Source organism: Paenibacillus sp. QJM3NY_38, from assembly GCF_056173265.1.
Genome location: NZ_CM149665.1, coordinates 3160793 through 3185066, shown reverse-complemented (window position 1 = coordinate 3185066; position 24274 = coordinate 3160793). Strand labels below are relative to the sequence as shown.

Genomic DNA, 24274 nt, shown 5'->3' with positions numbered 1-24274 from the left:
TTGTTTCGTGATTTGCCATACGTTGCAGCAACGTTATATTTTTAACATTCCCATTAACGGCATAATGGTTTTTATTACATTCATGCCCAGTTTAATATGCGGCACGATTTGTCCCAAAAAGCCCAAACCGCCTACAGCCGCAACTCCTTCTCCTTCCTCAGCCCCTTCGGCTGCCGGAGCGCTTGGAGGACCTCCAAACAAGTCGCTTAAAAATCCGGAAATCTGCGCTTTGTCCCCGCTCCGTGCAATCGAAGCCGGCATTTTTTGGTTAGCACGAAGTCCGGATAGCGTCACTTCCCGGCCTTGAATCTGATTCAGTTCTCCGATATAGTAGCTGCCATCCTTCAGAACAACCACGACTGGTTGACCTACCCAATGCTGGGGAGGTCTCGACTTCGAAGCGGCTCTGGACTTCCTGACGCGTTTCGATGACATACTAGGATCACCTCGCTTCCCTATTCATCATGTAGACATCATATGCAGAGCCGTCTTTCATTCTTGTGCCTTTATAGGAGGATTGATATAAATGCGTCAATAACCTAGATTTACAAGGCTCCATCACTATATAAAAATGAGCAGAAATTTAATTTATTTCCGTCGAATGTGGCTTTTTGCCTCTCTCCGGTGTCTAATGAATTGTAAGGTCAAGAGGAGGTTCTTATCCATGTCAAGAGCTCATGACAATCTCCCTGTTTATCCGGATAACCAGGGAACCAAACGCACATTTGAAGAGGTGTATGATGAATACCGCCTGAGGATTCGCCAATATTTCGCACTGAAAGTGAATCCGATGGCTGCAGATGACTTAACACAACAAGTATTCTTAAGGGCCATGGAGAACCTCGATAAGTTTAACGGGAATTCCAGTCTGTTCACCTGGATTTTCAAGATCGCCCAGAACACGGTTAAAAATGAATATCGAAGTATATCACGTAAACATGAGATGCCTTATGACTTTACAAGTTATGAATCTCAGTCCATCTCCCTTGATTTTGCCAGATATGTTGATATTCGAATTGATATTAGCGCGGCACTTAAGCGGCTGAGTGAGCTTGATCAGCAGATTATATCGTTGCGATTTTTCGTGGATTGTACGCTGTCGGAAATATCCAGGATCGTGGGCATGCGCGAGAGTGCGGTGAAAAATCGATTGTACCGGTCCTTGGAGAAGCTAAAGAAAGAATTAAAAGAATGGGGTGACATCACCATTATGTCAATTCTGGATTTGATATCCTTTGAAAGCAAAAGTGAAGTTAGTCATCATCAGAGCAAAGTGCATCAGGACCTGTTTCAAGAACTTAAGAACAATGTAGAACAGATTGCAGCAAAATATAGTCATCAGCCGTCACACAAAATCGTAATTGAAATCTATCCCGATCTGCCAACATTCCATCAAGCCGTTGGTGAATCGGATGCACCTGATTGGTTCATGGGCACGTTCGATAACAACACGTTAAAAATCGTCTCACCCTTGAACCCGGGTCCCGAGCATACGTATCAATCGATCCTCCGGTCCACCCTGCACTTGTACACCATGTGGTTGATCAGCGACATCAACCCCCTCGCCCCCAAATGGATCCGTCAGGGCATCGGTGGGTACGAAGCGCAGCAAATGTCCGAAGATTTCATTCGAAGCACGACTTCGGAAGCCATCAGCAATCGGGCGATTCCAAGTTTCGAGGATCTCAATGATGATTCCTGGGATTTTGGCAAAACGGGATTTCAGTTCTCCTATCTGATCGTTGAGTTCATCATTAAAAGATATGGGTTAGGTCCATTGAATCAACTCATCCGCAACCCGGATGGTTATCATGACATTTTCCATCTTTCCGAAGAAGAGCTTCATGAGCAGTGGGCGAAAGCCCTCCAAGATCAGCTTGTATAAATTAGAAGAAAGGAGTGTCCAAAAAGATCCTTGGATCTGGGGGGATGCTCCTTTTTCTGTTAAGAGACGCACCGTGTACGAATCGTCCTCTCCGCTGCGTTGTGCGAAAACATGCTGTATCTGCCATGGACTTGGAGGAAGACATTCACCGTATCGTCATTCATCCTGTAAGTGAAGAGTTAGCTTAAGAGTTCGACATTACTCCTGCCTCAAGGGCCGAATTCGAACAGCGGATGTCTTAAACCCGGGCATTTTACAGAACGGGTCCAGATCCGGCCGGGTCGCGTGATTGACATTCTGCACGCCGCCCCAATGCATAGGCACGAACAGGGTGTCTTCTCGAATCTGGTCTTTGATTCTGGCGCGTACGGAAAAAGATCCATGCTCCGACTGGATCTCTACCCACTCGCCGTCCTGGATTCGGTAACGCTGTGCGGTCATCGGGTGGATCTCCACGAAATTTTCCAGCTCGCGTGCAAGCAAAGAAGGACTTCTCCGGGTCTGTACGCCGGTCAGATAGTGGGACAGAACACGACCATTGGTCAGAATAAGTGGATACGCCTCTGACACGCCTTTCCAAGGATCCCCTTCCATTACAGAGAACACGGCCCTTCCGTCCGGATGGGCAAACGATTGTTGAAACAGAAGACCAACCCCAGCCTCTTCAGGCGAGGGGCACGGCCAATATACTCCCTTCTCCCGGCGCAGTCGGTCATAGGTTATACCGTAGTAGTCTGCAATTCCACCCTTGCTCGCGAGCCTCAGCTCATTAAAGATCTCTTCAGGCTCGTTGAAGCGAAAATAATGCCCCTTCCCCAGCATGTCGGCCATGGAGCACAGAATTATCCAGTCATGACGCGCCTCGCCAGGCGCCTGACGCCCTGCCTCTCGCAGGAGCACGCGTCCCTCCAGGTTCGTCAGTGTCCCTTCATTTTCCATGTAGGAGGTTACCGGCAGAACAAGATCGGCCAATTGGGCCGTTTCGGACATAAACATGTCGGCAACCATCAGAAAATCAAGTTTGTTCAAACCTTCCTCCACAAGCCCGGCGTTCGGATTCGATACGATGGGATTGGAGCCCATCACGAAGAGCGATTTAATCACTCCCTGATGAATCAGCTCCATCATCTCATAGGCAGAGACGCCTTTCCCGGGGAGGCTTGCAGCATCCACACCCCACACGGAGGCAACATAAGCCCGATCCTTTTCACTCTCGATCGACCTGTAACCCGGCAGCTGATCGGCCTTCTGCCCATGCTCCCTCCCCCCTTGTCCATTCCCCTGACCGGTAATGGCTCCATATCCGCAGCCCTCTCTCCCGATTTTACCTGTAGCCAAGACCAGGTTTAGAAAATGGCGAACCGCAAGATGGCCATCCGTCTGCTGCTCCACCCCTCGCGCAGTCAGCACCATGCCAGTATCCGCCTCGCCATAGGCTAAAGCGGCCTCCCGGATTTGCCCCAGCTCCAATCCGCATATACCCGCAGCCTGCGAGAGATCGAGGCAGTTCAAATAAACGCTCAGCTCGTCGTAACCGTTCGTCCTTGCTTGAATAAAGGACTCATCGATCAAGCCTTCATCCATGATGATCTTAAGCATCGCATCCGCCAGTATGGTATCCGTTCCCGGTCTGATCGGCAAATGCATATCGGCCATGGCGGCGGTGGCTGTTTTTCGCGGGTCGATGACAATGATCCTGGCCCCATTCTCCTTAGCCCGGTTGAAGTAAGGCAGCAGCGTAGGCTGACATTCCGCTATATTGGTGCCGGCCAGCACGATGCAGCGGGCCAGAGGAATATCAGCCAATCTGAAGGTCAACCCCCGGTCAATCCCGAAGGTTTTGCTCCCTGCAGAAGCTGCGGCAGACATACAGAAGCGGCCGTTATAATCGATATATCGGGTTCCCAGTGCCACCCGGGCAAATTTCCCGAGCAAATATGCCGTTTCATTGGTCAAAGATCCACCGCCGTAAACGGCATTGGCATCAGCACCATACTGCTCGGATATCCTCTGCATATGCTGACTGGCCACAGCAAATGCTTCATCCCACGAACATGGGACAAGTTCACCATTTGAACGGATGAACGGGTGTGTCAGACGCTGCGAATGGACTGCATGCTGATGCGCATGCATGCCTTTGACGCATACCCTGCCCTCCGATGCGGAGTTCGGAACCCCTTCCACCCTATATTCGGCCCGGCGCTGCCCCGGAATGCTGTTCCCACCTTCGGTTACCGTCATCTTGCACTGCACACTGCAGAACGGACATTGCGTCTCGATCACCGTAGCAGCTACTGTCGATTCAGCACGATCCGATTGAAGCATAACGAGACCACCTCTTTCTATTATTCTTCTGCTTTAACGGACCTGCGCCTCCCATGCATAGCGAGTCAGCTTTTCTGCAAGTTCTCTTTGCAGATCATCGTCAAGAACATTCTCCCGGATCGCCTTCACGCCTGTACGTTCCACCCACCTCCACAGCGGTTCCTCATACATACTGTTCTGACGGTACCACTGCAAGCAAGCAGCTGCGATTTGGACGACATCTTCCTCGCTCTCCGCAACACCGATCAACTGCCCTTCACGGACAGGATGCGCCGCATGTCCGCCGAGATAAACCTCCCAGCCCGCAGGAGAAGCGGAAATTCCGATCCCCTGAACCAAGATGCTGACGGACGACGCTGTGCAATCAGACACCCCTGCACTAACCGGGGAAGGAAGAGGCACCTCTTGCCAGCCGGTGCGAAGCCATTCTCCAATTCTACGAATGCTTGCCGCCTCTGGCTTAGATCCTTCCGTGTCTCCCACCCATACCTTGACCCCCTGATAGGACCCTGAACCCTTATAAAAAACGTCGTCACTTGCTTTATTTGACTGCCTCCGCTCATCATGGTGAACTGCACCCGTCATTTCAATGTCAAAATAAAATCGTAAGGCTGGACGGCACACCTCACAACCGCCCGGTTTCTTCCAACCTTGTTGTAACATAAAATCCTGAACGGAATGACAGCCTTGATCCACGGCATGAACCACCGCTTGCTTCAATGAAGATGGACCAAGCACCGTGCATTCACATACAGGAACCTCGATTGGCGTTCTGGCTTCCGTAAGCAAACCCTCTTTCCTCTTGCCGCTTCGCATATATTTGACAAGAGCGTCCACCATAGGCCGGCAGCCGCCGCAGGAACCGGATGCCCTGGTATGCTCCTTCACTTCATCCGAGCTTTCCAGATGATGTTCGGTAATGGCCGCCATGATCGCCGCTTTGCTGACGCCGTTGCAAGCGCAAACCGTTTCATGTTCCGGGAGCGCCTCTGCAGCGGATTCAGCTGCGCTGAGGCCGCTGCTTTCAGAAGGTATAAGCTCTGACACAGCCGCACCCTGCTGCACCAATGCCAGGAGCGAGGACCCCTCATTCGTATTTCCGAACAGAACCGCACCCGTAACCCTGCCTTTGCGCATGGTCACTTTTTTGTATGTGCCGCATACGGCATCGTAATGCTGAATGGCCGTTTCAGCACCTTCCCCTGATATCACACCGGCGGAGAATACATCCACGCCCGATACTTTAAGCTGGGAGTAGGGAATCGACCCGCCATAAGGCTCCGCCTCCCGGCCGCAGATGACACGGGCCAGCACCTTCCCCTGCTCATACAGAGGAGCGACCAGACCATAACTAACGCCTCGGTGTTCCGCGCACTCTCCCACGGCATAAATGTTCGGCTCGCTCGTTCTCATGAAGTCATCCACCAGAATTGCCCGCTGCGTTCGAATGCCGCTTCTTTGGGCAAGCTGCACATTAGGCTTGATCCCAACAGCGAGAACGACTACATCCGCATCTAGACGCGTCCCGTCCATAAACCGAAGACCTTGCGCCCTCGTGCGGCCAACAATTCGCGTGGTGTCCTTCGCCAAGTTAAATTGCATCCCTTGAGCTTCAAGTTCCCGCTGCAGCATCATCGAAGCCGTTCGATCCAGCTGCCGGTTCATGATATAAGGAGCATTATGAACCACTTGGGTATCCATCCCGAGATGGAGAAGCCCGCGGGCAGCCTCTAATCCCAGTAAGCCTCCGCCAATGACTGCCGCCTTCGTGTACATCTTGGACATTTCGGTCATTTTCGTACAGTCATCCACGGTCCGAAACGAAATGACTCCTTCCTTATCCGCTCCGGTTATAGGAGGAATGTAGGGAGATGAGCCTGTTGCCAGAATTAACGCATCATACGTTTCCCGTATACCGGAGACTGTCTCGACAGCGCGGGATTTGATATCGATATGACAAACGGTCTCCCCTGCCAACAGCCGAATGCCATGCAGCTCATACCAGGACCAATCGTTCAGAATGATATCCTGGAGAGAATGTTCACCTTGAAGCACTTTGGATAGGAGGATCCGATTGTAGTTGGGGCGAGGTTCGGCACCGAATATCGTAATATCGAAGAGCTCTGGGTCCAGCTTGAGGATTTCCTCAACACATCGTATTCCCGCCATCCCATTGCCAACGACAAGTAGCTTCTTTCTCCTCATGAAACACCTCCACTCCCGCCATGTCATCTTCATGTAAGAAAATAGAAAACGCCCTTTCCCATAATGAGGGAAAGGGCGTCATTGCCTCTAATTCGGCACACCATTGTGCCGATTTTCAATAATAATCATACATTCAGATTAGTTGATGCACAAAAAAATGTCAATATACATAACACCAAATTCATTTCACTGCTGAATAAATAAATATTCAGCAAAATTATGTAAAGTATATTGACATTTATTTGACCGCTTCTCTATAATGTGAATCATCATAATCAAATGTTATTTTACGGACGAGGACACAATGATGTGTCTTTAGTCTTTGGGCAATGAGGCCGCAAATCGTCTTGGTAAAGGACGATTGCGGCCTTTTTATGCCTGCAGCTGGGAGTCGACACGAATAGAGAAAGTACACATTTTGGATAAGGAGCGATAACTATGGAGAGGAAAGGATTTTGGCAAAGCGGGCATAAGCCCTCGCTGTTCGGTGCTTTTCTGTATTTTGACATCAGCTTTATGATATGGGGCATGCTTGGCCCCCTTGCGGTGGTCATTGCCGCGGATTATCCGATGGACCCGGTGCAGAAGGCAAATCTGGTGGCGCTTCCCGTTCTGGGCGGCTCCATCCTCCGACTCGTATTAGGATTCCTGGCGGATCGCCTGGGTCCCAAACTAACGGCTCAGATTGGAATGATCGTTACGCTGATCCCTTTATTATTAGGCTGGTTGTGGGTAGATTCCCTGGATCAATTGTATGTCGTCGCTATTCTGCTAGGGGTGGCTGGAGCTTCGTTCGCTGCAGCTCTGCCACTGGCGGGACAGTGGTATCCCAAGGAACATCAAGGTTTGGCGATGGGAATTGCCGGTGCCGGTAACAGCGGCACGGTCCTCGCAACCCTCTTCGCCAATCGGCTTGCCCAACATTTCGGAAGCTGGGAGATTGTGTTCGGACTCGCCATTATCCCCATCGTGCTTGTCTTCATTTACTTCTCGCTGTTTGCACGCAACAGTCCGAATCGTCCCGCTCCCAAAAGATGGTCCGAATATGGAAATGTCCTTAAGCAGCGTGATGCCTGGGTATTCTGTGCCCTGTACTGCGTGACGTTCGGCGGCTTTGTGGGACTCGCTAACTATTTGACGATCTTCTTCAACACCCAGTATGGTCTCTCCGCGGTCCAGGCCGCGGACATTACCACGATCTGTGTCATAGCAGGGAGCTTCTTCCGCCCTGTAGGCGGGTTTCTAGCCGATCGAATCGGAGGCTCGCGGATGCTCATGTTTCTCTACACCGGTGCGTCCGTCATGCTCATCGGCGTCTCCTTCTTGCCTCCCCTTTGGCTTGTTGTCACGCTGCTGTTTATTGGCATGATGTGCCTGGGTGCGGGAAACGGTTCGGTATTTCAGCTCGTCCCTCAGCGGTTTGGCGGCGAAATCGGGTTGGTTACCGGTATTGTCGGAGCTGCCGGAGGGCTTGGAGGCTATGCTCTGCCGCTTATTCTCGGCCGATTATACCAGGCGACAGGCTCATACACAGCGGGCTTCATTATTTTAAGTTTCATAGCTGCCGCTTCGCTGACCCTTACAGTCGTGATGCAGCTGAAATGGCGGAGAAGCTGGCTTCGCAGTGTGTCATCAGGTCCACAGGCGGGTTCGGCCAAGCTATAAATGAAAGTCGCTCAGGTTATAACCTCGTCAAACGAATACAAATGTTAAGAACATGTTGATGAAGAGACCAATACCCGGTATTAAACCGGGTATTGGTTATGCTTTGTACCTGTGTTTTTTCAATCCCCTTCTATCCAATCCACTTCAGTTCCTTACTCGTTCGTTCCCAGTTAAAGGCTTACCCGTTCTTTCTCGTCTCTCGTCAATAGGCAGCGTTGTTCCTGAAAAGATTAGCTTCAACATGAGAAACACGCCGTATCCAAGCACACCGCCGGCTGTATTCAGAATTAAATCATCCACATCAAAACTTCCCATTGAAAAAACGAGCTGGGAGCATTCCAGCGCGAGACTCAACCCCAGGGATGTCGTAAAGGAGCCAATGAACCCGAGGAACTTGCTCCTAAGCATAAGACCGACGAATATGCCATTAGGCATGAATATGGCGATATTCCCGAAGAGATTGATCACGTCATGTGGACTCGAAAGATGCCTCATATTCATTCGAATGGATTCAAAAGGCGTGAAATTGGCAAATTGCAATCGATTCTGTGCATATTCAGGGATCTCGGTGGCTCGATGCAACTGCTGCCACAGAACCGATATATCTACGGAACCGAACTTGAATAGAATCACCTTGAGTAAGACGTAGAGATACAATGAATACGGCAATAATAGTAACCATTTATTCGATATTTTCATTCCGCATCATCCTTGCTTAGCAGTACCGTCACTATGATTCCGTCGATATTGTTTCCAGATATCTCATACTCGCTTCCTGCCGGTATCTCAATCTCCATGTCTTTGGATGTCACGGGTACATACTTAATTTCGTATTCCTTCCCCTCTACGGTTGTTCTGTAGCTGGATTGATCCTTTAGGTAATCCAGATATTCCTCCAAGGTAAGATTCAGTTCCTTCATGATCATGCTGTGCGGCTGCCCGACATAACGAAAATGCCACGGTTCATACTGAATACCTGTAATCTCTGTCTTGTCCTGAGGATAGCGCAAAATGAATCCGTGCGCCCATGCATGCTCCTTCAGCCATTTCCCTTCGGGCGATCGATCAATCGACTGCTGCGTCGATCCGATATCCATCGAGAGCCCGAGATTATGCTCGCTGTAGCCTGGAGGCAAGGCGTAATCGGAACCTTTTTCACGATAAAGCTGTTCTTGCTCGTCTTCATCCCGATACCCGCTGCTGATCATGAAGCGATTGACTCCATCTTCTCCGGCGGCTTCAATCATATTACGGAAATTCTCCGCCACACTGCGCGATAACCGGATCGTGTTATCCAGAACCACATAACCATGCATTAAGTCTTGGTTTTCAAACAATGTTACGATATCCTTCGGCACCGCTTCCGGATCAAGCGGTTGCTCCTTATTAACCAGAACCAAATTTCCACGTGTCACTTGTTCATCCGTTACACGGATCGTCTGCGTAGCGGATGTCTGATTCGATTGCGTGCCGGAATCCGTCTTCACTTCCTGTCCATCTCTACTGTCCACCCTATCCTTCACGTTAGGCGTCTCCGTCAGAATGGACTCGCATCCGACCAACAGAAATATAACGAGCATGATCAAACCCTTTTTCAACTTCAACAACTCCCTCTAGCTTGGTCTATCCAGATTAATGAATAGAGTTTAAGGAAAAGTAGGAAAAAGTTAAAGTTTTTCTTAAGAGAGATGATTCTCGCCTATTCCTTTTCCCTTTGACAAGATTGAAGCCAATGGCTTAACTTGGTATTTAGACTAAAAAGAATAAAGAAGGTGCCATTATTCTTGCTCAAATTATTTCGTTATTTACGTCCCCACTGGGCTGCGGCCCTGCTTGCGCCGCTGCTTATGCTGCTGGAGGTCGCCATGGATTTGCTCCAGCCCATTCTCATGGCCAGCATTATTGATCAAGGCGTCATGCAGAACGATACTGCGCACATTCTCCATACAGGTCTCATCATGCTGGGTGCGGCTGCCGTCGGGCTGCTTGGAGGTCTCGGTTGTACGATCTATTCTTCCATTGCCTCGCAGCGTTTCGGTGCCGACCTGCGCCGGGATTTGTTCCTTAAGGTTCAAACCCACTCCTTCCGTAATCTGGACGATATCTCAACGGGTTCGCTGATCACACGGCTTACGAGCGACATCGTACAGATTCAGACCATGGTCCAGATGCTGCTGCGCATCTTCGTACGCTCTCCGTTGCTCGCGATTGGAAGCATGATCATGGCAGTGATCATTAGCCCGAAGCTCGCCATCATTCTGGCCATTGCCGTTCCGTTGTTGTTCGTTGTGATGTTCTTTCTGATCCGGGCCACCCTACCCTTATTCGCCACCGCTCAGAAGAAACTCGATAAAGTGAATACGGTCCTGAAGGAGAATTTTGCCGGCATCCGGGTATCCAAAGCATTCGTGCGAGCCGGATATGAGAAGGATCGATTCCATCAAGCGAATACCGACTTCACGCAAGTTTCGGTTAAAACACAACGGATTGTTGCGCTCAATATGCCCATCTTGACCATGATACTGAACGTCAGCATCGTCGTTGTCCTCTGGCTCGGCGGGAAGAACGCGATTGATGGCTCGTTCGAGGTGGGAAGCCTGGTTGCCTTCATCAACTATGTAACACAGGTGCTGTTCTCCGTTTCCTCCGTTGCGATGATGCTGGTTCGAATCTCTACGGCCAAGGTTTCCGCTGATCGTATCCAGGAAGTCATGCATACGGAATCCGAGATTGCAAACGCTGCTCATCCGGCGATAAATGCATACAAGCAGGGAGAAATCGAATTTGACCAGGTGACTTTTTCCTATAAACCGGGGATTCAGAAGCCTGTTTTACATCATGTCAGTTTCAAGGTTCGACCGGGGCAGACCGTCGCGATTATGGGAGCAACCGGTTCGGGAAAAACCTCTCTAGTATCCCTGCTCCCCCGCCTGTATGATGTAACTTCCGGACGGATCTTCATCGATGGAACCGATGTGCGACAATTCGACTTATCGGCGTTACGCGAACGCATCGGCATCGTCCTGCAGGAATCCATCCTCTTCACAGGCACCATTCGGGACAATATCCGCTACGGGAAAGCGGATGCTTCCGATGAAGAAGTGATTGCAGCGGCCAAGGCTGCGCAGGCGCATGAATTCATTTCGTCCATGCCGGAAGGATACGATACGATGCTTGGACAAAGAGGCGTAAACCTCTCCGGCGGTCAGAAGCAGCGGATATCCATTGCACGGGCATTACTGCTTCGCCCCGCCATTCTGATTCTAGATGACAGCACCAGTGCCATCGATATGGGAACGGAGTCCAGGCTTCAGAAAGAGCTGGCCCGGCTGATGAACGGTCGTACCTGCCTCATGATTGCCCAGCGGATCTCTTCCGTAATCGATGCCGATCGCATTCTGGTGCTGGACGATGGAAAATTAGTAGCGGAAGGTACGCATAGCGAGCTGCTTGCTTCCTGTGAGCTGTACCAGGATATTTATCAATCGCAATTCGGCAAGGAGGTGTCTTCCCATGGCTAAACCCGATCAGGGAACCAAGCAAGGTAATACAGAAGCTCCGGATCTGAGTTTGCGCGGCGGCAGCCCCATGCGCGGAATGACGATGGCCAAGGCGAAGCCCAAAAATACGATGGGAACGATACGCCGGATCTGGGGTTACATTCGACCATTTAAGGGCGGCATGATCGCTGTTTTCTCATTCACGCTCATCACGACGATTCTGTCCCTGATTGCTCCTTACCTGCTGGGAAATGCGGTGGATCATTATATCATTCCGGGAGATTTTAAGGGACTCATGGGGCTGTGCGTGGTGCTTCTAGCGGTTTACGCGGGTACCGCACTCACAGCGTGGCTGCAGCAGCATGTCATGGTTAAGATCTCGCAGCTGTCTATCCAGGCCATGCGGAGTGATATTTTTGCAAGACTTCAAGTCCTTCCGCTGCGGTTCTTCGACAGACAGACGCACGGCGAATTAATGAGCCGCACGACCAACGATATCGAGAACGTCTCCGGGACGTTGAATCAGAGCGTAACCCAGCTCATTTCAAGCGTACTGTCCCTGGTTGGATCGCTTGCCATCATGCTGTACCTGAACGTATGGCTGACGCTGCTCAGCATGGTGACCATTCCGCTTGTCATGCTGTTCACGAAGATCGTAGCAAGCCGGACAAGGAAGCATTTCTCCAAGCAGCAGAGCACGCTGGGTGAGCTTAATGGCTTTATCGAGGAAACCGTCTCGGGTCAGAAGGTCGTTCAGGTATATCGCCGGGAGCGTCATGCCGCTGCGCAGTTCGATGTCATGAACAAGAAGCTGACCGATGCCAGCATTCAAGCTCAGATTTATTCGGGTACCGTCGGTCCGGTTATGAACGTGCTGAATAACGTCAGCTTTGCTTTAATTGCGGCGGTCGGCGGGTATATGGCATTCAAGGATTTTACTACCGTGGGGGTTGTCGTTGCATTTCTGAACTACTCGAAGCAGTTTCAACGGCCGCTGAACGACCTGGCGAATCAATTCAATCTCGTGCAATCTGCTGTGGCGGGTGCTGAACGGGTCTTTGAGGTGATTGATACCGAGTCCGAGTATCAGGACAATCTAGACAAGAATACAACGGGTGACATGTATGGCGAGGTGCACTTTGAACGGGTTTCCTTCAGTTATAAGGAGGGCGTCCCGATTCTGAAGGATGTTTCCCTTACCGCCCGGCCGGGCGAGACGATTGCGCTCGTCGGCCCGACAGGTGCCGGCAAAACCACCATCATCAATCTGCTGACCCGTTTCTATGAGATCGATTCTGGCATGATCACCATTGATGGGGTCGACATCCGACAGCTTGATAAGGATCACCTGCGGAGCAAGCTGGGAATCGTGCTGCAGGATGCCTGTGTATTCTCAGCATCGATTCGGGAGAACATCCGCTACGGCCGGCTTGATGCCTCGGACGAAGAGATCGAAACTGCCGCCAAGCTTGCCAATGCGCATGACTTCATTATGAAGCTGCCCAAAGGCTATGATACGCAGCTTCTCTCGGGTGGAAGCAACCTGAGCCAAGGCCAGCGGCAGCTCTTGACGATCGCCCGCGCGGTGCTTGCCGATCCGGTCATTTTGATTCTGGACGAAGCTACCAGCAGCATTGATACGCGGACGGAGATGCATATTCAGACCGCCATGCGCACCCTGATGAAGGGCCGAACGAGCTTCGTCATCGCTCATCGTCTAAGCACAATCCGGGAGGCTGACCAGATTCTCGTCATGAATCAAGGGGGTTTCGCGGAGCGCGGCACACACGAAGAGCTGCTAGCCAAACGCGGCTTTTATTACGAGTTATATAACAGCCAGTTTAAATTAAGCGGTTGAAGATGGGTTAGGTAATTTTCTTACAAGCCACTGACAACAATTAAGAGGGCCGTTCCATGGAACGGCTCTCTTGTTTGTCTGCTATAAGGATAAGTGTCTTTAGTAATGAGTGTTGCGTGTTGGGTGTTGCTTATCGACTACCTTCTCCTTATTACTGCAGAGCAGAATCTGTATCTGTATCAGTATCTGTATCAGTATCAGCTTAAGACTAATCGAGGATTATACAACCGGACCTGAGCGCCTTTAATTCGATCGAACCAGCTCAATTCGCAAATCGAGCGGAGACTAGGGCCTTCATTTCCATCAAACACCAACTCAATCTACAAATCGAGCGGGCACCAGATCCGTTATTTCCATCAAAACAGCTCAATTCGCGAATCGAACGGGGCACCCGGGCCTTCATTTCCATCGAACCAGTTCAATCTACAAATCGAGCGGACACCAGATCCGTTATTTCCATCAAAACAGCTCAATTCGCGAATCGAACGGACACCAGATCCGTTATTTTATTTAGCATAGGGCGAAAATCACACTTTTACGGGGAATAACGTACCTCATGTCCGCTAAACTAGTTAATTTCGTCTTTTTTAACTAAATAACGGATGCTCAGTCCGTTAACAAAACAAATACAATGCGAAGCAATACAAATGCCATTCAATCGTACTTTCGATGCCATACAAATGCCATTCAAACGCACTTGCGATGCCATACAAATGCCATTCAATCGTACTTTCGATGCCATACAAATGCCATTCAAACGCACTTTCGATGCCATACAAATGCCATTCAAACGCACTTGCGATGCCATACAAATACCATTCAATCGTACTTTCGATGCCATACAAATGCCAATCAAACGTACTTGCGATGCCATGCAAATGCCATTCAAACTTACTTCCGATGCAACACAAATCCCCATCAAACGCACTTCCAATGCCATGCAAATGCACTACAAGGCCACCATCTCGTACGATCCCATCATTCCAACTCAACTTGACTGGCATTACTCACGATCCGTTTTACAGCCCCGATCATCCATTCCATCTCCACATATTGATTGTTCGGCGCATTGTATTCGACGCCCCAATAGCCCTTGTAACCGCCTGCGAGCAGACACCGTACCTTCTCCTCCGCACCGGGATGGACCGCTGTTTTCGCGTCAAAATGAGTATGTACCGTCCACGGGGCAACCATCGCATCCCCTTCAGCCTCATCGGCCTTCCATCTGCCAAGATGAAGCAGAAAACCAAAAGCAGGATGATGGACTTCCTCTGCAAGCCGTTTCATTTCGCGTGGAAGCAGCGACGCGCCCATATGATTCTCCGGACCAATGGTATAACCGCCATCCGCTGCACGATCCGCATATTCCCGATAACGTTTAACGGTATACTCGAACTGTTCATCAGTCATCGGCTCCGATCCCTTATAACTGCCGCCGGTGTCGATCCGCACGGTTTCAGCGCCCAGGATTTCAGCGGCATCCAAATGAACCAGCGCATTCTCATACAGCCTCTGCCGAAGATCCGGGTCAGGATCCCATAGTTGCGCTCCGTCCACAGCAAAGTTGACCACCCTCATCTCTTTCTCATCCAGTGCTTCTCTAATCTTGCGGATGTAGCTCTTATCAGCAAGCTTGTATACGCTGTCGCTCCGATCGATGAAGAAACCGTTCCACAAATCAACCGCATCCATTCGGTACCGGTACTTCACCGTCTCCAAATAACCGAACACATCCATTTTTCCTTCCAGAAACGTGTTATAAAAAGAATAACCGCCAATCGAAATGTTCAACTGAATACCTCCTCAGTGAATGGATGATTTGACTAGCTTCCATTTATCGCACTTCCAAAAGACCTACGCATCACATCTTACTCGATGGTGTATCTAAGATGATGATATTCCCCGCCGGAGAGAAAGCCTCTCTTCCTATACAGCTGCTTGCCTGATTTCCCGTCGTTACAAAGAGACGCAGTACAGGATAATCAGGCTCCAAGACGGTTAACGCCCTATTCAACATCGCGGTTGCCAACCCCATTCCTCGATGTTGGGGTAATACGGCGATACTATAGACGAGTGGCAAGCCCTCCCATAAAGAGATCAAACATACACCGACGATTTCTCCCGTTATTCGGTCATGTACAACAGAAGATGCAGCCAACAACTTGGGGTCCACGACGTCAAAATATCGTTCCGCATCCTCAGCATAAACCTGGGCTTCCCGCTCATCCGGTCCATTAGCATAGGCTTCCCTAAACACCTCTACAATCTTAGACTTATTATCAATCGTCGGTATTCTATGCATATAATTGAGATCCATCGATGTTTCCAGCTGCTCGGTAGGCCGCATCATGCATCGCCTGGATTCAACCCGAACGAAACCAGTTTCACGAAAAGCGATCTCCTGCTCAGCTAGAACGTGATATGCATGCAGATCCTCTGTCAATTCCCAAGATTTTAAGGCATAGCTCTTCATCTCATCAATCATCTTGGTGGTTATGGAGTATGGGGGGATGCCAAATACAAGTCCGATGGAATGGTCAGACAAATAAACCCCAGCCGCTTTATCTTCGCCTGCGACAACCCAGTAACCATCGTCCGAAGCCGATAGAACCTTGGTTAAATCACCCCAGCTCGGTCTAAACCAATTATTCTTATAATAGGTAGCGAAATATTTCGAGAACATTTTGCGATTCGCCTTTACTAATCTGTATTCCATAACTCCCCCTCCTTATCCCTTTTTGAATTAGGCTCATTACATCAGGCTAACCCCCAGATACCCCGCTGTTCCCCACATAATCAACGCGGATATTCGATTCAACGTAGACAACCATTTCCCTGAAGCATCCATCCTTCCCGCTGCCCTGCCCGCTATTCCTAGGCCCAAGAACCACAGCCATGAAACTGCGATGCATACGACGGCAAAGGTCACTTTGTCCATCCCTGAATATTGAAGAGAGCTTGTGCCAATGACCCCCATCGTGTCCAGGACAGCATGCGGATTTAACAAAGATACGGACATGGCAAAAACAATTTGCCTCTTCGGTGTAAACGAACGAGCCTCTTCCAACGCTTGACCCGAAGGTTTGCTCTTCCAGGTCACCATTCCCATATAGACCAGGAAACAGATCCCCAGTGAAAACAGCACCGTTCGGATCCACTCATATTCTAGTACAACAACGGATACCCCCAGAACCGCTAGTGAAATCAGCAGCGTATCACAGAGCGATGCCGTAATTATGGCGGGCAGTGCCTTGACGAAGCGGGATTGTACCGCTCCCTGATTAAATACAAACACGTTCTGGACGCCCAAAGGAAGAATAAGGCCTAAAGCCAGGATGAAGCCATGAAGTAAGACACTGATCATATAAAACCAAACCTCCAGTGAATATTTTCACCATTGTAAAGGAGGATGTCGGCTGCGTCTCCAACCAATTGGTTGGCGCTTGAACCAACCAATGAGGTATACTGAGGCATATTCCTACATGAAGGCGGGTTTACTTATACTTATGGCTGAAGAATGGAAATTAAATAAGTACTCCGATGTGCCGCTCCATCAGCAAATTTATGATGATATCAAGAGCAGAATCATGAACGGGGAATGGCCGGTCGGAACCCGAATTCCCACGCAGCGAGAGCTGGCTTCCAAATATCAAGTTAACCGCAGCACCATTGTGTATGCGCTCGGGGAGCTCGCTGCAGACGGTTTAATTGAATCCCGCGTGGGACAAGGCACGGTGATTATCAACAATACTTGGAGTTTACTTGCGGCCACGCCTCCGCCTGATTGGAATCAATATGTAAAATCCGGCTCCTATCAGCCCAACATCCAGATGATCCAGCAAATCAATCGTGCGGAAACCGATTCGAACATGATCCGTCTCGGAACAGGCGAGCTCTCGCCCGATCTCCTCCCGACCGACCAAATGCGGGAGACGTTGAACGGCAGGATGTCCAGCCGTTTCACCTTGGGCTACTCGGAACCGAAAGGGAGCCTATATTTAAGAGAAATCATCAGTGAGCATCTGAAAAAGAAAGGGATTATAGCCTCCCCTGCTTCCATACTCATCGTTTCCGGCGGGCTGCAAGGCTTACAGCTGATCTCGCTGGGACTGCTGCATCACGGCTCCTCCATGTTGGTGGAGAATCCCTCTTACCTGAACTCGATCCATGTGTTTCAATCCGCCGGCATGCATTTGCACGGCATCCCTATGGATGAGAGCGGGATCCAAACGGAAGCCATCGGAAGACTCAAGCGCCAACACAGGGCTTCCCTGCTTTATACCATTCCTGCCTTCCATAACCCTACCGGCACCCTGATGTCTTCCGACAGGCGAGCAGAGCTGCTTCGGGTATGCGCTCAGGAAAGGCTGCCCTTAATCGAGGATGACGTGTATGGGGATTTATGGCTCGATAGCCCCTCGCCACCTCCGCTGAAAGCTTCGGATAAACAAGGCTTGGTGCTCTATATGGGCAGCATGTCCAAGACCCTGGGTCCCGGGCTGCGCATCGGGTGGATCGTCGGGCCTGAGCCGGTCATCGACCGGCTGTCCGACATCAAAATGCAAACCGACTACGGCTCCAGCTCACTATCCCAGCATGCCGTCGCCGAATGGCTCTCCAGCGGGTTATATGAGAATCATCTCGATCATATCCGGTCAGAGCTTAGGAAACGCCGAGATTTTACCCTATCGTTACTGGAGCAATATTTCCACGATATTGCACACTGGAATATCCCTCAGGGCGGATTCTATATTTGGCTTCGTTTCAAGAACCCCCTCTCCATTCGCCCTTTATTTGAGCAGGCGCTGAAGGAGAACATTCTGCTTAATCCCGGAAATATGTATGATCGTAACGACCACCAGCATCTGCGCCTATCCTATGCTTACGCCTCGTACGATCAGTTGGAGAGCGGACTTATCCGGCTTGCGGAGCTTATCCGCCTCCATGCGTTGTCATGAAAAAAAGGGCATTCCCGAGGACTTTGATCCACAGGGAAGGCCCTTGCCTTATGTCAGTATGCCTGCTCCATATCGCAAATCTATACCTTTCACCTACACATGACGCCGTTCCATCAGATTAATGCCTATGCCCATGCACAGCACCCCGATGAGCAGCAATTTGGAGATCGGGATCCAGAGATCCGCGAAGCCGTAGCCATACACAGCGATTCCCGTCAATGCTTTCATGGCATGGGTCAGCGGAATGACCTCAGCGATACCAAGCAAAATCGGATTCGTGATCGTACCCGGCGGCATATATACCCCACTGATGAGCGGCAGGATCGGAATGATGGACGGAAACAGCGTTCCAAATTGCTCAGGCGACTGCAATATGCCCACAAAGAGCATACATAAAGCGACGATGGTCAGTGTGTAGATCACAGTGACTAGCAGCAGCAAGCCGTATTGGTCGCCGAGATCGAAGCCGAAACCATACCGAAAGATGAGCAGCACCAGGATGATCTGCACGATGCCGATCACAGAGCTGTATAGCAGATGACCCATATACATCTCTGTTTTTCGGACAGGAGACAGTATCAGCCGATTCCATACGCCGGAGGCTTTATCCTTCGTAATCGTATTTACCTTGAAACCAATGGTAAACATGACGAGGAATAACGAAAATCCGAACATCAGCTGAAGTCCCATATCATGAGAAACGAGTTCTCCCCCACCCTGCGACTCGGATTGGAGACGCAAGGGTGGTTTCTCCATATAAGCATAGACGTGCTCGCGAAATTTCGTTTCATCTTGCAGGTTCGCCGCTGCGGCCCGAAGCTGCAGCTCTCGTTCATAAACCGTACGGAGATGCTGATCAGCTAACTGGGCGTATGGGTTATCCATTGCGGCTATGATGCGATAATCATCCGAGACCAGCTTCACGGCGAGATCTGCGCGTCCCTCGCGCACTTTCTTTCTTGCCGTCTGTTCATCCTCCATTCGAAATTCGAACGTATCGTTTTGATTCAGCCATTCGATCCACTTGGCTTCGGACTCATCAACCGCCCCGTCTGCGGTGAAGATGTCAATCTTGATCTTGCTGTCAGCCTTCCCTCCGAACATCAGCGTGGCCAATATGCTCAGACCGATGAACATGATGATCATCCATGGATTTCGCTTTTCTTTCATCCATTGCGATAATAAGATGGGCGCCATCAGATCCGCCCCCTTCTTGGAAAGATCCATAAACTCGCAGCTAGAATAACGATGAAGAACACCCCTTGGTACAGGATCGGCAGCCATAGTTCTTGAAACGGACTGCCCTGTATCCACTGAATCATGGACATTAAGGCCAAGCCGTTGGGGGTTACGCTGCCGATGCTCATCAGCCAATCCGGCAAAATATAGATCGGCACCAGATTCCCTCCGATGACGCCAAGCACAAGAAGCAGTATGAATGAAATGCCGGTTGCGACATCCGTGTCCTTCATTCGGAAGAGCATGGCCGTATAAAGCGCAGATAACGCCGCAACCGTTAGACACATCATGAAGACAATGAAGGTCAAACCGATCCAGAAGATCAGGGATTTCCCCGGAAAAAGCTGAAACAGAAAATGCGAGACGATCAGCAGGGCCGCAGATTGCAGCAGAGACATGCAGAAGGTCGACCCAACCTTACCGGACAAGTAGCGATATGGATGGGTTCCGGCGAGAAGGAGACGCATGAACACCATCTCTCGCTTTTCCGTGATCGATTTGGACGCCGTCGTTGTGGAAACGGACAGCGCAAAGAATATACTGACCGCCAGGGCGTAATATTGAAACGAGGTGATCATGTCCACACCCTCAATTTGTTCCAATCCGCCGACAGGGCTGTTCGCCAGCGCAAGCTCGCCCTCACCCTTGCTTTCCTGTTCTTCCATTCCGCTGTCCAGCGCAGCTTGATAATTAACGGCACCCAAAAACCCATCCAGCATATTTTGCAGAACATTCACTTTCATTGAATTCTCTAGCGCCGTCAAAGTCAGCACCGCACCGTCCCCCTCATGCAGGAGCAGCTTGTTAAGCGCAGCCAGTGTGTACCCCTCAGGAACTGTGATGACGGCCTCCACTTTCTCTTCCTCCAACTGCACATGGGCGGTCTTGTCATCCAATGCAGCAACTTGAAGAAATTCCTCAACCTCATCGTTGCCGAACATATTCATTAACAGGGCTTCCGGTTGGAAACTCGCGGCTGCTTTACTCAGTTCGTTCTTCTCTTCCTGGCTGATCGACATCCTCTTTAGGGTTTCCTGAAAGGCATGGACTCCCTCTTCATGCCGGTCCTTCACGACCAATGCAACTCTCATCTCAAGGGATTCATTCGAATTCTCTACCCAATTCGGCAAGGCAAATCCAAGAATCAGGATTAGCACTAATGGCATAAACAAAGCAATCAGCATCTCTTTCCGGTCTCTCCAATAGACAAGAAAGTCTTTTTTGAAAAATACGCCCAAGCGGCTGTCCCTCCCTTCAATCCCGAAGTTTGCGGCCGGTCAAATGAAGAAATACATCCTCGAGACTTGGCGACTGGATATGGATATTCTGAATCTGCACTTCATGGCGTTCGGCAGCCTGCACAATACCGGATAGAATGTAACTGTTCTTCATGACAATGAGCTTCAGCCCATGATCCGTCTCCTCAACCTGCCTGACGCTTTCTAAGGAGCGAAGCTCCTCGGCCAGCTCCGGATTCGGGCAATTCAGCTGGATAACCAGCGTATCCTCACCGGACAAGATGTGCTGCAGCTCCTCCTTGGTACCCGATGCGATAATCCGCCCGTGATCCATAATGTACATCCGGCTGCACAGCTGCTCCACCTCTTCCATGTAATGGCTTGTGTACAGTACCGTTGTCCCTTTGTCCCGATTTAAGCGCCGCACGGTTTCAAGGATATGATTGCGGGACTGCGGATCAATGCCCACGGTCGGTTCATCCATGATGACGATTTGCGGATCATGCAGCAGAGCAGCTGCGATATTGATCCTTCTCTTCATGCCTCCGGAATAGGTTCGAATTAACTCCTTCTGGCGATCCCGAAGACCGACCGTCTCAAGCAGCTCCTGAATTTTGATCTCCAGTTCCTTTCCGTTCAATCCATATACGCGCCCGAAGAATTTAAGGTTTTCATACGAGGTTAGTTCCTCATACAAGGCAATTTCCTGAGGCACCACGCCTAATACGGTGCGAATGTCCTGCGGATGCTTGAGCACGCTTTTGCCGTTCAGGCGCACATCGCCGCCCGTCGGTTTCAGCAAGGATGATATCATGGAGATTGTTGTCGATTTCCCGGCGCCGTTCGGTCCGATCAATCCGACGGATTCTCCCCGGTCCAGATACAGGCTGACTTCCTCCACAGCAGTCTTGCCCTTAAACACTTTTCGAAGTTCTACGGTTTCCAGCATCATGTCCCCCCATTCTCGATATGAACCCTAACGTGCCTTGTTGCTCTTCGTTCATATCGTCCTCCACTGCTACAAGTGTATATGCAAAAAGGCAGTGCCATCACTGCCCTCGGTCATTGCTTTGATTCCGAACCATGACTTCAGTCATGTCAGGATCGGATTTAACGGGATATCGTCCTCTCTCGCGAATCAAACCACATTGTGCCGTATAGCATAAATCGCCAGCTGTGTCCGGTCTCTTAGATCAAGTTTGTACATAATCTGGCTGACGTGATTCTTGATCGTTCCGATTGACAAACCCAGCTCGTCTGCGATTTCGCGGTTGCTGCGCCCTTCCCCTACCAGACGCATGATGGACAGCTCCCGCGGGGTAATCGAAGCATCAACGACGGGTGCTTTCTTCTCTCCCAGCAGTTTGGGGATCACCTTGGCCGCCACATCCTCTTGGAGCGACAATCCACCGCTCAAGCAGCTTCGAATCGAGCGGATCAAAGCCTCCGGCTCCGCCTCCTTCAACATGTATCCGCTTGCCCCACTCTTTAGCGCCTCGACCGCATACTGATCGTCGTTAAACGTCGTCAGCATCAGCACTTTTGTCTTCGGCCAGCGTGAACGTATGATGCGGGCAGCCTCCAATCCGTTCATCTCCGGCATTCGGATATCGAGTACGACGACATCAAAGATATGGTTTTCGCATAAAGCCACAGCCTCTTTGCCGTTACCAGCTTCACCGGCAACCAGCATATCCGAATCGCTTTCGATCATCATCTTCAGACCTTGACGAACCATGGCCTGATCCTCTGCCAATAATATACGTATCAGCGGACTCCCTCCTCTATTAACTTGGACATGAACAACGTTCCGCGAACGATAAATTGGTTATCGTACTGGGAGATTTGAAGCTCGCCCCCAGCCTCTTCCATTCGCTCTTGCATCGCTTTTAAACCATAGCCCTCCCGGTATGTATCGCGTTTCCGGTGATACGGATTGCTTACCTCAAAACGGAATATGCCGCCTCCCGGCGCTTCAAAAATGATATGCACTTCTCGCGTGCTCCCATGCTTCATCGCATTGGTCATGGCTTCCTGAACCGCACGGTATACCGCAATGGATTGGATATTGTTTAAAGGTACGGTTAAGGCTCCATGCCGCGCCGTTAGCGTTACGCGCATAAAGCTCTCGGATTCCAACCGCCGGAGAAGTCCGATGATCGCGGGCAATCCGCTGGTCTCCTGCTGCTTCATGGATTTCACCGCGTTCCTGGTCTCCTCCAGACTTTCCTTGGCAAGGGCTTTGAGCCCCTTCAGAACCTCGGCGGTTTCCCCCTCTGCCTGCATCCGGTGCATCTCAAGCTGCATGAGCAGTGCCGTCAATTTATGCCCAACGGAGTCATGGATATCGCGGCCGACCTGAGCCCGCTCCTCCTGCCTGGCATGCTGCTCATCCGTAATCAGGCGACGCTTCATATTACGATACTCACTGAGCAGCGTTTCATATCGCACTCTTGACTCTTCATTACGGGAGAAGACGGTGCGAAATAAGGCCAGCCCCATCGCAAGCATAACCGAGTATAAAACGAGGAAGAACCACGGAAACTCGGGGTATCCGAACAAACCCGGCACCATGGCACCTGCAGCCAGAACAAGACCAATGCAGGCAGCATGAACGAATGGGAGCCGATACACGGCTTTTCCCGCCAGGATGGAATAAACCAGCAAAATGTACGGGTTCGTTGCAGTCGTATTGGTCGGCCATAAGGAAATAACGGAAAATGCCGACGCTACGAGCAGTGTGACAAATAGCATTGCAGGCCTGGCACGGAATAATGGCGCCAAAAAAAAGGCCATGAAAAAAATGGCGCTGCTCCCCAGCCTCCAAGGCAACTGATCCGGATTAACATGCTGGAGCACAGGAGCGAAGGCGCCCAGCCAGCTCAAAACAAGAAATAAAAACCATATCCAGAACGACCGCACTTGCTCCCCTCTCTTTCCTATCAAGAGTTTCACAATTCCCAGACAAAAATCCCGTACCAATTTTTAGTTATATCATATCACATGCCTCATCGCGCCTACTGGGGAAATAAGTAAACTGGAAATAAAAAAACGCTTCGAGTTTATTGTGAAAAAATATACATACACCTTTAAACCCTTACTAATACAGGGATTTATTCGGCAGGCTTAGGGGTCGATTGCGGCGAAAAACAGGCCCGGAATTGTGACGAAACTGGTAACTCTCGTGAATGTTTGAACAAAGTATGAACTGCCTCAAAACCGCGCCACTACAATGATTTCGCTCACAACCGTACCCTTTTGTAACAAATTGAACACATAAAATTACATACATTGACACGAATGTGGATTAATTTGTTAATTATACAAGTTTATGTGTTTTGCAAAGCCGAGCGGAACTTTCTACTATAGATGTGTCAGTAACATTGAATCGAACGAACGTT

General features: G+C 50.3%; 19 protein-coding genes. 5 read left to right on the top strand and 14 right to left on the bottom strand.

Annotated features, from left to right (window positions below; all coding sequences use genetic code 11):
- Positions 1-33: 33 nt before the first annotated feature.
- Entirely contained in the window at positions 34-435 is a 402-nt protein-coding gene (locus tag AC0VZ8_RS14790) for a hypothetical protein (protein ID WP_260067492.1), read from the bottom strand.
- 229 nt (positions 436-664) lie between these two features.
- Here AC0VZ8_RS14790 and AC0VZ8_RS14785 point away from each other — a divergent pair, with 229 nt between their 5' ends.
- Positions 665-1885, top strand: a complete 1221-nt coding sequence (locus AC0VZ8_RS14785) for an RNA polymerase sigma factor (protein ID WP_475487341.1) — start codon at positions 665-667, stop codon at positions 1883-1885.
- Between the two features lie 198 nt (positions 1886-2083).
- On the opposite strand, the gene nasC is transcribed toward AC0VZ8_RS14785, so the two are convergent.
- Both nasC and nirB read right to left on the bottom strand, forming a co-directional pair.
- On the bottom strand, positions 2084-4210 hold the full coding sequence (nasC, locus tag AC0VZ8_RS14780; protein WP_475487340.1) for an assimilatory nitrate reductase catalytic subunit NasC: 2127 nt from the start codon (positions 4208-4210) through the stop codon (positions 2084-2086).
- 33 nt (positions 4211-4243) lie between these two features.
- Positions 4244-6415, bottom strand: a complete 2172-nt coding sequence (nirB, locus tag AC0VZ8_RS14775) for a nitrite reductase large subunit NirB (protein ID WP_475487339.1) — start codon at positions 6413-6415, stop codon at positions 4244-4246.
- Positions 6416-6853: 438 nt separating this feature from the next.
- Here nirB and AC0VZ8_RS14770 point away from each other — a divergent pair, with 438 nt between their 5' ends.
- Positions 6854-8080, top strand: coding sequence for a nitrate/nitrite transporter (locus tag AC0VZ8_RS14770; RefSeq protein WP_071224313.1), 1227 nt, complete (start codon positions 6854-6856; stop codon positions 8078-8080).
- A 144-nt stretch (positions 8081-8224) separates the two neighbouring features.
- On the opposite strand, the gene AC0VZ8_RS14765 is transcribed toward AC0VZ8_RS14770, so the two are convergent.
- Positions 8225-8779 carry a VanZ family protein gene (locus AC0VZ8_RS14765; protein ID WP_260067489.1) on the bottom strand — a complete coding sequence of 185 codons (555 nt, stop codon included), beginning with the start codon at positions 8777-8779 and terminating at the stop codon, positions 8225-8227.
- Positions 8776-9678 (bottom strand): M15 family metallopeptidase, encoded by a 903-nt coding sequence (locus AC0VZ8_RS14760; protein WP_260067488.1) that lies wholly within the window; start codon positions 9676-9678, stop codon positions 8776-8778. The genes AC0VZ8_RS14765 and AC0VZ8_RS14760 overlap by 4 nt, the downstream gene beginning before the upstream one ends.
- Before the next feature lie 186 nt (positions 9679-9864).
- Between AC0VZ8_RS14760 and AC0VZ8_RS14755 the strand changes: the two genes are divergently transcribed.
- Entirely contained in the window at positions 9865-11601 is a 1737-nt protein-coding gene (locus AC0VZ8_RS14755) for an ABC transporter ATP-binding protein (RefSeq protein ID WP_475487338.1), read from the top strand.
- The gene (locus AC0VZ8_RS14750; RefSeq protein WP_475487337.1) at positions 11594-13438 is read left to right on the top strand and encodes an ABC transporter ATP-binding protein; all 1845 of its coding nucleotides are present in this window, start codon (positions 11594-11596) and stop codon (positions 13436-13438) included. Before AC0VZ8_RS14755 ends, AC0VZ8_RS14750 begins: the two co-directional genes overlap by 8 nt.
- Positions 13439-14052: 614 nt before the next feature.
- Here AC0VZ8_RS14750 and AC0VZ8_RS14745 read toward each other — a convergent pair.
- The 4 genes from AC0VZ8_RS14745 to AC0VZ8_RS14730 all read right to left on the bottom strand — a co-directional run bounded on the left by AC0VZ8_RS14745 (position 14053) and on the right by AC0VZ8_RS14730 (position 16802).
- The gene (locus AC0VZ8_RS14745; RefSeq protein WP_475487336.1) at positions 14053-14388 is read right to left on the bottom strand and encodes a hypothetical protein; all 336 of its coding nucleotides are present in this window, start codon (positions 14386-14388) and stop codon (positions 14053-14055) included.
- 28 nt (positions 14389-14416) lie between these two features.
- The gene (locus tag AC0VZ8_RS14740) at positions 14417-15229 is read right to left on the bottom strand and encodes a sugar phosphate isomerase/epimerase family protein (RefSeq protein WP_475487335.1); all 813 of its coding nucleotides are present in this window, start codon (positions 15227-15229) and stop codon (positions 14417-14419) included.
- A gap of 70 nt (positions 15230-15299) precedes the next feature.
- Positions 15300-16154 carry an N-acetyltransferase family protein gene (locus AC0VZ8_RS14735; protein WP_475487334.1) on the bottom strand — a complete coding sequence of 285 codons (855 nt, stop codon included), beginning with the start codon at positions 16152-16154 and terminating at the stop codon, positions 15300-15302.
- A gap of 36 nt (positions 16155-16190) precedes the next feature.
- A complete protein-coding gene (locus AC0VZ8_RS14730; RefSeq protein ID WP_475487333.1) occupies positions 16191-16802 on the bottom strand; it encodes a LysE/ArgO family amino acid transporter in 612 nt (203 codons plus the stop codon).
- Between the two features lie 142 nt (positions 16803-16944).
- Between AC0VZ8_RS14730 and pdxR the strand changes: the two genes are divergently transcribed.
- Positions 16945-18396, top strand: coding sequence for a MocR-like pyridoxine biosynthesis transcription factor PdxR (gene pdxR / locus AC0VZ8_RS14725; protein WP_475487332.1), 1452 nt, complete (start codon positions 16945-16947; stop codon positions 18394-18396).
- A 93-nt stretch (positions 18397-18489) separates the two neighbouring features.
- On the opposite strand, the gene AC0VZ8_RS14720 is transcribed toward pdxR, so the two are convergent.
- The 5 genes from AC0VZ8_RS14720 to AC0VZ8_RS14700 form a co-directional block, all read right to left on the bottom strand.
- Positions 18490-19593 carry an ABC transporter permease gene (locus tag AC0VZ8_RS14720; protein WP_475487331.1) on the bottom strand — a complete coding sequence of 368 codons (1104 nt, stop codon included), beginning with the start codon at positions 19591-19593 and terminating at the stop codon, positions 18490-18492.
- Positions 19593-20873: an ABC transporter permease gene (locus AC0VZ8_RS14715; protein ID WP_260067480.1), complete on the bottom strand. Its 1281-nt coding sequence runs from the start codon at positions 20871-20873 to the stop codon at positions 19593-19595. Before AC0VZ8_RS14715 ends, AC0VZ8_RS14720 begins: the two co-directional genes overlap by 1 nt.
- 16 nt (positions 20874-20889) lie before the next feature.
- Positions 20890-21822 (bottom strand): ABC transporter ATP-binding protein, encoded by a 933-nt coding sequence (locus AC0VZ8_RS14710; protein WP_475487689.1) that lies wholly within the window; start codon positions 21820-21822, stop codon positions 20890-20892.
- Positions 21823-22011: 189 nt separating this feature from the next.
- Positions 22012-22644, bottom strand: a complete 633-nt coding sequence (locus tag AC0VZ8_RS14705) for a response regulator (protein WP_475487688.1) — start codon at positions 22642-22644, stop codon at positions 22012-22014.
- Positions 22641-23819, bottom strand: a complete 1179-nt coding sequence (locus AC0VZ8_RS14700; RefSeq protein WP_260067479.1) for a sensor histidine kinase — start codon at positions 23817-23819, stop codon at positions 22641-22643. The genes AC0VZ8_RS14705 and AC0VZ8_RS14700 overlap by 4 nt, the downstream gene beginning before the upstream one ends.
- Positions 23820-24274 lie beyond the last annotated feature (455 nt).